This is a genomic window from Labrenzia sp. VG12 (assembly GCF_002237595.1).
Classification (GTDB): domain Bacteria; phylum Pseudomonadota; class Alphaproteobacteria; order Rhizobiales; family Stappiaceae; genus Roseibium.
The window spans coordinates 953,134-963,966 of record NZ_CP022529.1 but is presented as its reverse complement, the minus strand read 5'-3'; the positions used below and the strand labels follow the sequence as shown (position 1 = coordinate 963,966).

10 protein-coding genes are annotated in these 10,833 nt (G+C 60.0%); 2 read left to right on the top strand and 8 right to left on the bottom strand.

From position 1 onward, the window contains the following. Window positions 1–53: 53 nt before the first annotated feature. Together CHH27_RS04390 and CHH27_RS04385 are read left to right on the top strand one after the other, a co-directional pair. A complete protein-coding gene (locus tag CHH27_RS04390; protein ID WP_094070501.1) occupies window positions 54–1,415 on the top strand; it encodes an HD-GYP domain-containing protein in 1,362 nt (453 codons plus the stop codon). A 74-nt stretch (window positions 1,416–1,489) separates the two neighbouring features. Beyond that, window positions 1,490–2,209, top strand: coding sequence for an endonuclease/exonuclease/phosphatase family protein (locus tag CHH27_RS04385; protein ID WP_094070500.1), 720 nt, complete (start codon window positions 1,490–1,492; stop codon window positions 2,207–2,209). A gap of 14 nt (window positions 2,210–2,223) precedes the next feature. Here CHH27_RS04385 and CHH27_RS04380 read toward each other — a convergent pair whose 3' ends face one another. The 8 genes from CHH27_RS04380 to glpX all read right to left on the bottom strand — a co-directional run bounded on the left by CHH27_RS04380 (window position 2,224) and on the right by glpX (window position 10,810). After that, entirely contained in the window at window positions 2,224–3,717 is a 1,494-nt protein-coding gene (locus CHH27_RS04380; protein WP_094070499.1) for an inorganic phosphate transporter, read from the bottom strand. A 121-nt stretch (window positions 3,718–3,838) separates the two neighbouring features. After that, window positions 3,839–4,243: an NUDIX hydrolase gene (locus tag CHH27_RS04375; RefSeq protein WP_208988552.1), complete on the bottom strand. Its 405-nt coding sequence runs from the start codon at window positions 4,241–4,243 to the stop codon at window positions 3,839–3,841. A gap of 236 nt (window positions 4,244–4,479) precedes the next feature. After that, a complete protein-coding gene (locus CHH27_RS04370) occupies window positions 4,480–5,994 on the bottom strand; it encodes an inorganic phosphate transporter (protein WP_247646190.1) in 1,515 nt (504 codons plus the stop codon). 142 nt (window positions 5,995–6,136) lie between these two features. Beyond that, window positions 6,137–6,562: an NUDIX hydrolase gene (locus tag CHH27_RS04365; protein WP_094070497.1), complete on the bottom strand. Its 426-nt coding sequence runs from the start codon at window positions 6,560–6,562 to the stop codon at window positions 6,137–6,139. Between the two features lie 173 nt (window positions 6,563–6,735). Beyond that, window positions 6,736–7,626, bottom strand: a complete 891-nt coding sequence (locus tag CHH27_RS04360) for a nitrilase-related carbon-nitrogen hydrolase (protein WP_094070496.1) — start codon at window positions 7,624–7,626, stop codon at window positions 6,736–6,738. An 82-nt stretch (window positions 7,627–7,708) separates the two neighbouring features. After that, complete coding sequence (locus CHH27_RS04355; RefSeq protein WP_094070495.1) at window positions 7,709–7,900, bottom strand: hypothetical protein; 192 nt, start codon at window positions 7,898–7,900, stop codon at window positions 7,709–7,711. Window positions 7,901–7,985: 85 nt separating this feature from the next. Next, the gene (gene recJ / locus CHH27_RS04350) at window positions 7,986–9,803 is read right to left on the bottom strand and encodes a single-stranded-DNA-specific exonuclease RecJ (RefSeq protein ID WP_094070494.1); all 1,818 of its coding nucleotides are present in this window, start codon (window positions 9,801–9,803) and stop codon (window positions 7,986–7,988) included. Between the two features lie 11 nt (window positions 9,804–9,814). Then, window positions 9,815–10,810, bottom strand: a complete 996-nt coding sequence (glpX, locus tag CHH27_RS04345) for a class II fructose-bisphosphatase (RefSeq protein WP_208988550.1) — start codon at window positions 10,808–10,810, stop codon at window positions 9,815–9,817. Window positions 10,811–10,833 lie beyond the last annotated feature (23 nt).

The following is a 10,833-nucleotide window of genomic DNA, read 5'->3' as shown; positions in this document are numbered from 1 at the left end:
AACAAAGCCCTGCAATCCTTGCGGACCTTTAGGTTCTGCAAGGATTGCCGTTCATGTCCGATCACGTCACGAAACAGCTTCGACTGGCGGAACTGCTCGGCGCTCTCAGCCACGCTCTCGACATCACCGAAGGCCAGCCGCGCGGCCACTGCGTGCGGTGCTGCTGGATTGGCATTCATGTCGGCCGGCAGATCGGATTGAGCGACGCCCTCTTGAGCGATCTCTACTACACGCTGCTTCTGAAGGACCTCGGCTGCTCCAGCAATGCGGCCCGGATCTGTGAACTCTACCTGACAGACGACCTGACCTTCAAACACGACTACAAGACCATCAGCGACAGTCTGCCGGCCGCGTTGCGGTTCGTGCTCGGCCATACCGGACTGAAACACGGTTTTGCCGAGCGCGTGCGGGCCATCGTCAACATCCTGCAAAATGGCGGGGACATTGCCAACGAGATGATCGAGACGCGGTGCCAGCGCGGCGCCGACATCGCCCGGCAGATGCACTTCTCGGAGCCGGTCGTTGACGGCATCTACAGTCTGGATGAGCATTGGGACGGTGGTGGTCGGCCAGCTGGTCTGAAAGGTACCACGATCCCGGTCTTCGCCCAGATTGCCCTGCTGGCGCAGGTGATGGACGTCTTTCAGATCCATTCCGGCCCCGATGGCGCACTCCAGGAACTGCGAGACCGGTCTGGCAGCTGGTTCGATCCCGCTCTGGTGGAAGCTGCAGAAATTGTTGCCCGCGATCCGGACTTCTGGACGACGCTGCATTCCGAGGGGATCGATGCCGTCGTCTATGGACTGGAACCGGCTCAACATCTCAGGTTTGCGGACGAAAGCCAGCTGGATGACATCGCCCACGGATTTGCGCTTGTGATCGACAGCAAGAGCCCGTTCACGGCCGGACACAGCGAACGGGTCACCCTTTACACCGACATGATCGCGGAAGAACTGGGATATGGCACCCGTGACCGACAGCTTCTGAAACGCACTGCGCTTTTGCACGATATCGGCAAGCTCGGGGTCAGCAACTCGGTGCTCGACAAACCAGGTAAACTCGATGATCAGGAATGGCAGCAGATCCGCATGCACCCGGTCTATTCCGACGAGATCCTCTCCCGGATCGAGAGCTTCGCCGATCTGTCGCCGATTGCGCGCGGACATCATGAAAAACTGGATGGCCGCGGCTATCCTGACGGTCTGACAGCGAGCCGGATCTCAATGGAAACGCGGATCGTGACCACCGCCGACATTTTCGACGCCCTGACAGCCGAGAGGCCGTATCGCGGGCCAATGCCCTTGCCCAAGGCCCTCGGCATTATGGAAGGAGATGTCGGCACCGGTCTCGACAAGACCTGTTTCGACGCCCTGAAGAAAGCAACCGAACGCATGGACCAGCACAAAGCTGCCTAAATTTGCCGCAATAGAGGCGGCCACCCGTCATCCTGCTTGCATCAGCCCCCATACGCCCGCCATACCTGACTGACATGCTGAAAATCGGATCCTACAACATACAAAAGGCTATCGGTGTCGATGCCCGCCGCCGTCCGGACCGGACGCTGAAAGTTATCCAGGAACTGGATTGTGACATCCTGGCCCTGCAGGAAGCCGACAAGCGTTTCGGGCCTCGAGAAAGCACAATCGACCCGCAAAGCATTCTTGCGGAAACCGACTACCGGCCTGTGCATTTCGCGACCCGAGACCGAAGCCTGGGCTGGCACGGCAATGCCATTCTGGTCCGCAATTCGATCGGAATTCTCGACCATCGGCGGATCGACCTGCCGAAACTCGAACCACGCGGCGCAGTCGCCGTTGATCTGCAGGTTGGTGGTGAAAAGATCCGCGTCGCTGCCATGCATCTCAGCCTGGTCGGCCATTTCCGCAAGAAACAGATCACTTCGCTGATGCACCAGCTGCACGAACATCTCGACTACCTGCCGACCGTCCTGATCGGGGACCTGAACGAATGGCGGGATACGGCCGGCAGCATCAAGCTGTTCGAGCAACATTACGAGGTGACAACGCCTGGCCGGAGTTTCCCCAGCCCCCTGCCCGTCGGCAGCCTGGACCGGATCATCACCAGCCCCGAATTCACCGTCGAGAAGGCAGGCGTTCACAAGTCCAAGACGGCGCGTGTTGCTTCGGACCATTTGCCGGTCTGGGCCCATCTGACGCTTGAACCGGCAGGACACCTGGCGTCCCGCTAGACGGTCCTGTTTCGTCAGCCGATGAGCTTGATCATCACGAAATAGAGTGCACCGGACAGGACCGCCGCGGCCGGAACCGTCACGATCCATGCTGCAACGATGGTCATGAAGTGGGCCCGCCGAACCAAGTGGCGACGGGCCTGTTCCTCACGATTGCGGATTGGCCGTACCTGCCGGCCGCCGGCGGACTGGTGCTTGTTCACGTAGTCCAGGCGGCGCTTGGAGCGTTCGGTATACCATTCGCGGAAAAACCCGACGCCGAAGACAGCCCCAACTGCAATATGAGTGGAACTGACCGGTAGGCCGAGACCGGAGGCAATGATGACCGTGATGGCCGCCGAGAGGGACACGCAATAGGCGCGCATCGGGTTCAGCTTGGTGATCTGCTGACCGACCATGTTGATGAGTTTGGGCCCGAACAACAGCAGGCCAAACGAGATGCCGAACGCACCGACCGCCATGACCCAAAGCGGAATGCTCACCTTGGTCGCCACTTCTCCCAGTTCGGCAGTGTGAACGATGGCAGCAAGAGGCCCCACCGCGTTTGCCACGTCGTTCGCTCCGTGAGCGAAGGAGAGCAAGGCCGCCGAACATACAAGGGGAATGGAAAACAGGATGCGCAGGGACTGGTTTCGATTTTCAAGCCCCCGGGACTGCCGGTCTATGAGTGGGCGCACCGCAAACCAGACCGCAAGACCGACAAGGCTCCCCAACACCAGGGACAGCGGGAGATCGATCTTGATGATCTTCTTGAGCCCTTTCAGAGCGAGATAGCTGGCAAAGGCCCCGGCCATGACCCCGATCAGGACCGGCACCCATTTGCGCGCTGCTGCGATCTTGTCGTCCTGGTAGATGATGACGGACTTGATGAAGGCGAGAAAACCGGCTGCGATCAGACCGCCAAGAAACGGCGAAATCACCCAGCTGGCAGCAATGCTGCCCATTGTCACCCAATTGACTGCGCCAAATCCGGCCGCTGCAATCCCCGCCCCCATCACGCCGCCGACAATGGAATGGGTGGTGGATACCGGGGCGCCGATCCATGTGGCGAGATTGATCCAGAGTGCTGAAGAGACGAGAGCCGCCATCATCGCGGCCATGAACACGCTCGAGCTTGCAATCGAATCCGGACTGATAATGCCTTTTGAAATCGTCCCGACAACGTCGCCGCCTGCGATCAGCGCACCGGCACTTTCGAAGACGGCCGCGATAATCAGCGCCGTCACCAGCGTCATGGCGCGTGATCCAACAGCTGGCCCGACGTTGTTGGCAACGTCGTTGGCACCGATGTTCAGTGCCATGTAAGCACCAATGGCGGCAGCTGCGACGATGACAACCGCGCCGGGCGTTCCGGACATAGATGCCCCAGCTCCCAACGCACAAAGCACAATGAACACCAGTGCGATGCCAGGCGCGATCAGCCCGCGCCCGAGAGACCCGGCCGCCTCTTCCATGTAGCTGAACTTGTCGAGATCCTTGTCGAGCGTCGGCTTCTTCAAATTCCGCATGGCAATCCAGTTCACGGCTTACCGGCATCCTGTCGGAGACGCCGGACGGTCTCGTTTGGCGTTTGCCTTAAACAATCGCTCGCAAAGGTCAACCGGAAGCGCGTGGAACGGACAAATTTTCTTAGCCGTATAAGTGATTAAGCTTACGAAAGACGTCAATCAGGCCAGGCTCATTGGTCATTCTGACAGCATCCTTGATCGACACCCATCGAACGTCGCGCTCTGCCGAGTCGGGAAACTCTTCCGCTTCACTTTCGACATCGACCAGAAACACAAGAATTTCCGTTCGCAGTTTCAATCCAGCCTCTCCACCCTTGTAGGAGGAAAAGCTGGCAAAGGGATTCTTGTGCACCCTGCCGGTCACACCGGCTTCCTCAAACGCTTCGATTGCCGCGGTTCGATGGGCTCTCCGGGAGAGGATGGGCCACCCTTTTGGCAAGATCCAGCGGCGTGTCGATTTTGAGGTGACCAGCAGCACCTCTACCTTGCCCTCTCGCATGCGGTGGCAAAGGGCCGCGATCTGCAAGCGCGCCGGCCGGCGAAACATCGCGAGAACGCTTTGCAGAAGAGAAGGCCTGTAGTCCGGTCCTGAATACGAAAATGCCATGATGTCTTTTTGGATTTGTTGGTCTGAACCCTGAAGGATACCAGAAACACGCCATCAGGAAAATGCACTGAGTGCTCTTTTGACCCTGACACACACCGGGTTGGTGGCCCCAAGCAAATGGCCCGGCATTCGCTCAACGCTTCTGGCGCGATTGGTCAACCGACCGACATCACAAGGCTCAACAGGTGAAACAGGCCCGCGGCCAGCATGGCTGACGCGGGCACCGTGACAGCCCAGGCTGCCACAATCGTGAGCAGGTTGGCACGTCGCACCAGCAGTCTTCTCCGGCGCTCTTCTCGGTTCTTCAAGAACCTGCGCGGCTTCATCACACCGTTTTCGGCGTAATAGCGGTTCCGGTACCATTCCCGGTAGAAACCAACGCCAAACAGGCCCCCCACCGCGATATGGGTCGAGGAGACGGGAAGCCCCAGAGCGGAAGCTCCCAGAACAGTGGCGGCCGTGGCCAGGGTGATGCAGAAGGCCCGGACCGGGTTCAGCTTGGTGACTTTCTTGCCGACAACGGTGATGAGCCGCCGCCCGAACAGCAGAAGACCTGCGGAGATGCCGAAGGCGCCAACAGCGCTCACCCACAAGGGAACAACGGGGTTGAGCGAGCCCAGATACCAGAACACCAGGTCCGGAAAGTCGGAGGACAGGCTGAGCACGATGGCCGCCAGGGGCCCGATGGCATTGGCAACATCATTGGCCCCATGGGCAAACGACAACAGACCGGCGGTTACCATCAGCGGAACGGCAAACAGGTTCCGGAGCGCACGCGCACTGTCTTCCATTGCACCTGTCTGGGAATAGACCAGGCGCCGGTAGAGCGACCAGATCAGAAGGCCGATGAAGACAGACAGCACCGGTGACACCCAGCCGGGAGCAGTGAAGAAACGATTGGACGTCTTGAGCATGATGAAGGCCGTGAACGTCGCCCCCATGAGCCCAAGCAAAATCGGCAACCAGAACCGCGCGGCCACGATCCTGTTGGCGGTATAGACGACCCGGGCATTGATGAACGCAATGAGGGCTGCCCCGATGATGCCTCCCAGAACCGGTGTAAACACCCAGGAAGCTGCAATCGTCGACACCGTGGTCCAGTTGATGGCGCCAAAGCTGCTTGCTGCAATCCCGGCCCCGACCACGCCACCGATAATCGAATGCGTCGTTGACACCGGCGCCCCGATAACCGTCGCAAAATTGATCCAGAGGGCCGCTGCAGCCATCGCCGTCAGCATCGCCTGCATGAAGACAAAGTTATGCGAAACATCCGACGGGCTGAGGATCTGGCTGGACACCGTGGTCACCACGCTCCCGCCGGCCAGGAGTGCTCCTGCACTCTCGCAGATTGCCGCCAGAACAAGCGCTCCGCCGAGCGTGATCACGCGTGCGCCGACCGCCGGCGCGACATTGTTGGCAACGTCATTGGCCCCGATATTGAGCGCCATATAGCCGCCGATTGCGCTGGCGCTGACAAGGATCACGATGTCGGAAAAGTCGTCCGAGACGATCTGCGTCGCGGCAATGGCGGCGCACAGGCCCAGAAAAATCACGGCCAGCCCGAGCCCCGTCAGCCGGCGTCCCATTGCTTCGGCTGCATCGCTCAAAAACCCCAGTCTGTCGAGATCCTTGTCAAGACCCTTCGATTTCAGGTCCCTGTTTGTCAGCACCCAGTCGGCCTCACCGTTTATTCCATTCTTGTTGTTCGTCGGATCCCGGGCGTGCCTGAAATCGCCTGGAAACCCAATGTCGCACGGCTTGGCGACAAGGATGCGTCATCATTGCCGATCGGACGAGAAAGGCCTCGACGGTTCAGGTGAGATCGGTGCGGTGCTTGCGCAAGAACCGTCTCAATGCCGGTTCATCAGCCTTTTCCATCGCCTGCGAAAGCGGCAGCCAATGGCATTCCCGCTCACCGATCTCCGGAAAGGTCTTCAGCTGCTTCTCAAAACGGATCTTGAAAACCAGAACCTTTGTCCGGATCCTGATCCCGTCCGCAAGCCCCTTGAAAGACCGGAAACTTCCGATCGGGCGCGGATCTGCCGCGCCAACGACCCCGGCCTCCTCATAGGCTTCCAATAGGGCCGTCTCGCTTGCCGGCCGGTCGGTTTCGGGCCAGCCCTTGGGCAGGATCAAGCGCCCGGTGTCACGCGTGGAAACAAGCAGGATCTCGGGCTCCCCGTCACCAGGGCGAAAGCACAGTGCCGCGATCTGCAAACGGGGCGGTTTGACAAACAAACCACTTAAACCGTGCAGCCACGAGCCTTCCTGCGCTGTTATTGCCTTAGCGACACCCATTCCCGGATCACCTTGTTTCGGATGGCCGGTATATAGACATTCGGAGGGGTTCCGTAAAGTCAAAAGTGCACAATGTGCATGTCGCTTCAAACCTAACAATCGCTGAGGTTTTATTAGCCTGCTAAAACACTCACATGATCGGCAGTCCATGCGCCCGGCCAAACCTCGGCTTTTCCTGACCTGAGGTCTCTCAGTTGCTGAAGCGGAACCTCAGCCATGAGAAACGGCTCTTCGCCTTCCTTGCCGTCCGTCGGCGCGATTTCTGCGCCGATCCCGGTAAACCCGAACGCTTCCTCACAAGGCAAATAGAGCGCCGCGCCGGACACGTTTGATTCGTTCTGCGTTGTCCCCTTCGACGCCCCGACCACGCCGCAGGCGGCGACCGCGCACATCAACTCTACAGCCCGCGCCTTGGCGCAGCCAAAGACACGGTGATAGCCGGACAGCATTTCCGTCATGGACGGAACCAGCAGAAGGTCGATTTCCTGACGGGCCAGCAGGCTGCTCAGCGCCGGCATTTCCACATCCAGACAGATCAGGATTGCCATTTTGAGGCCATCGAGTTCAAACACCTTCAGTTCTGTGCCCGGTGTCAGGCTCCAGGTGTCAGAACTTTGCTCGAAAGGCGTCAGGCACAATTTGTCCTGGAGAATCTCCCGGCCATCCGCCGTCAAAAGTATCGCCGTGTTGGTGATGCCATTCGGTGCCTTCACCGGAACTGTACCGACAAGCAGTGAAACACCATGTTTTTGAGGCAAGGGCGACAGATGGGGGATCAGTTCCTGCGCCGCATCGGCCAGAAAATCCATTTCCTGATCCGGACGCAAGCCAGCCGGTTTGAAGGCCAGGCAGCATTCATTCACGTATTCCGGCAGCAGAAGAAGCTTTGCACCAGCGGCGGCCGCGCGTTGCAGCCCCTCCTCGATCTGGGCTGCGAAGTCAGCAACAGACCCGGGCGCGCGGCCAAGATTGAAAGACCAAAGTGCAATGGGATAATTCGTCATGAAGCCTGCCTGCCTCCACTGAAGGGACGACAGACATAAAAGCAGACCTCAAGCCAGATCAAGCTGCAATTGCAGCTCTGCTTCAGTCCAGAAACAAGCCGATGAACGCCGCAAGGACGATCAGGAACCCGGTGCCGACCACCGAGGACTTTGGTTCTCTGGGCAGGGACTTGAGCTTGGCGGAGCGGCGAACCTCACGGATCCCTTTCAGGGCCCTGTCCGTGCGCCGGTCGATTTCCGCAAAATAGGGCGAGAGCTCATTCTGAGCGCGCATGCCTTCACCTCACGATTCCTTCGTGTCAGGAAACGCTAGGCCGAGAGCCTTAGAATTTGGTTAACACCCTTGAGGTGACCCAGGCTCAAAGTCTGGTTTTTTGCGGATCGGCGACATCCAGAATGCGCAGCTGAACCTTGGGCGTTCCCTGCCAGGTGTCGATCGACAAAGATCCGGCGACATGAAGGTTCCGTCCCCTGCCCTCAAGCAACATCCTGCCATGCGGCTTGTCGTCGGCCTTGAAACAGATCCCCTTCAGGCTCGTCCCGTCCCCGGCGGCCAGCGTTGCCCGGACGTGTCCCTTGCCGACGACATCCGCAAAGGACACCCGATGAGCCGGAAAGGCGAAAACCGGTTCAGAATGCCCGGCCCCATAAGGCCCTGCCTTTTCAAGCAGTTCCAGCAGATCCAGCGTTGCGCCGGTTGCCGTCAAGGCCGCGTCTATTTTCAGGTCCCGAGTCGCGGTTGCGGTTGCGACATCTTCCTTGAGTTCCTGATTGAAAAAGGCTTCCAGCTCTTCGGTGCGTTCGCGCCGTACCGTCAATCCGGCGGCCATTGCATGACCGCCTCCCTTTTCCAGGAGCCCGCCCTCCACCGCCTTGCGCACGGCACGGCCCAGATCGACACCTGGAATTGACCGGCCGGACCCGGTGCCCTTGCCCGTCTCGTCGAAGGCAATCGCAAAGGACGGCCGCCGGTGGGCCTCTTTCAGCCTGGATGCGATCAATCCGACGATGCCGGGATGCCAGTCATCCGATCCTGTCAGCAAAACGGCGGGGTCTCGCGTTTCGATAGCCAGGGCGGCCTCTGCCCCGGCCTGCTCCAGCATGTGCGCTTCCATTGCCTGGCGCTCGCTGTTGAGCTGATCAAGACGTTCGGCAATCGTGCGTGCTTCATGAGGGTCTTCCGTGGTCAGAAGACGCGCGCCCAGGGCCGCATCGCCGATCCTGCCGCCGGCATTGATCCGGGGCCCGACAAGGAAACCCAGATGATAGGGCGCAGGCTTGCCACTGACGCGCGCAGCGTCGGCCAGGGCCGTCAGGCCGTAATTGCGCCTTTGATGCATGACCTCCAGACCGCGCGTCACATAGGCCCGGTTCAAACCCTGCAAGGGAACCACGTCACACACGGTTCCAAGCGCCACGAGGTCGAGAAGCGCCATCAGATCCGGCTGGCCGCCATTTTGAAACGCGCCGCGCTGACGCAATTCCCGGTTCAAGCCGACGAGAAACAGAAAGGTCACGCCGACAGCTGCAAGGTGCCCCTGTCCCGACAGGTCGTCCTGCCGGTTCGGGTTCACCAGTGCCCGCACATCGGGGAGCGTTTCACCCACCTGGTGGTGATCGATGACAACCACGTCAAGGTTAAGCTTCTGCGCGGTTTCAAAGGCCTCGAAGGACGTGCTGCCGCAATCGAGCGTCACCAGAAGCTCCGCGCCACCTTCGCGCAGTGCCTCGATTGCCGGACCGTTTGGGCCATACCCTTCGATGATCCGGTCCGGGATGTGGATGACCGGGTTCAGGCCGAGCCACTGCAGGTATTTCGCAAAAATCGCCGATGACGTGGCCCCATCGACATCGTAATCGCCGAAGATCGCGATCTTCTTGCCTGCCTGAACCGCATCGGCCACCCGAGCGACCGCGGCGTCCATGTCCACCAGGCCGGAAGGATCTGGCATCAGCGTCTTGAGAGACGGTTCGAGGAAGGACAGGGCCTCGTCCGGCTGGACGCCTCGAGCTGCCATGACACGTGCAAGCACATCCGGCAGCCCATGGGTCTGGGAAATCGCCATTGCAGCCCGCGCATCAGAAGAGCTCAGGCGTTCCCGCCAGGAATTGTCATTTGCCGAGCGGGCGACCCCCAGAACGAGCCGCCGGACGTCTTCCTCGGAATGGTCCTGCATTCAGCCTCTACTCAGTCCAGATGGAACTTTTCAAGATCCGTGTGCTGGGCCTTGATGTAACGGACCGTGCCCGTGGACGAGCGCATCACCACGGTGTGGGTGGTGATGTGATTGCGCCCGAAGCGAACTCCTTGAAGGAAGTTGCCATCCGTCACGCCGGTGGCGGCAAACAGCACGTCAGGGCCGGCCATCTCTTCCAGAGTGTATTTCTTCTTGATGTCGTCGATGCCCATGCGGTGCGCGCGTTCGACCTGTTCATCACGGGTAATCACCAGGCGGGACTGCATCTGACCACCGATGCAGCGCAGCGCCGCCGCGGCCAGCACGCCTTCCGGAGCACCGCCAATGCCGGCATAGATGTCGATGCCGGTTTCTTCCGGATCGGTGGTGTGGATAACACCTGCCACATCGCCATCACCAATCAGGCGGATGGCGGCGCCCGTTGCCCGGATTTCCTCGATGAGACGTGCATGGCGCGGCCGGTCCAGAACGCAGGCCGTGACCTCGTTGACGGCAACACCCTTTTCCTTGGCAACAGCGGCAATGTTGTCACCGATCGGAGCGTCGAGATCGATCAGGCCGGCCGGGTAACCCGGACCGATCGCAATCTTGTCCATGTAGCTGTCCGGCGCGTTGAGCAGATCGCCCTCCGGAGCAAGCGCGATGACGGCCAGGGAGTTGGGCAGGTTCTTGGCGCAGATCGTCGTGCCTTCCAACGGGTCGAGCGCAATATCCACCTTGGGACCCTGCTTGGTGCCGACATTCTCACCGATATAGAGCATCGGCGCTTCGTCACGTTCGCCCTCACCAATCACCACGGTGCCGTCGATCGGCAGCCTGTTCAACTCGCGCCGCATTGCGTCCACCGCAGCCTGGTCGGCCGCCATTTCGTCACCGTGCCCCCGAAGACGTGCGGCAGATACGGCCGCGCGCTCGCTGACGCGAGCCAGCTCCAAGGTCAGAATACGGTCCAGTCCGCTCGATGACTGATTTTCAGTATTGGACATCAACATCTCCAGTCTCTCCCCCG

Coding starts and splice junctions, on each gene's coding strand:
- CHH27_RS04390 (WP_094070501.1), top strand. CDS start 54: ATGTCCGATCACGTCACGAAACAGCTTCGACTGGCGGAACTGCTCGGC.
- CHH27_RS04385 (WP_094070500.1), top strand. CDS start 1,490: ATGCTGAAAATCGGATCCTACAACATACAAAAGGCTATCGGTGTCGAT.
- CHH27_RS04380 (WP_094070499.1), bottom strand. CDS start 3,717: ATGCGGAATTTGAAGAAGCCGACGCTCGACAAGGATCTCGACAAGTTC.
- CHH27_RS04360 (WP_094070496.1), bottom strand. CDS start 7,626: ATGACGAATTATCCCATTGCACTTTGGTCTTTCAATCTTGGCCGCGCG.
- CHH27_RS04355 (WP_094070495.1), bottom strand. CDS start 7,900: ATGCGCGCTCAGAATGAGCTCTCGCCCTATTTTGCGGAAATCGACCGG.
- recJ (WP_094070494.1), bottom strand. CDS start 9,803: ATGCAGGACCATTCCGAGGAAGACGTCCGGCGGCTCGTTCTGGGGGTC.
- glpX (WP_208988550.1), bottom strand. CDS start 10,810: ATGTCCAATACTGAAAATCAGTCATCGAGCGGACTGGACCGTATTCTG.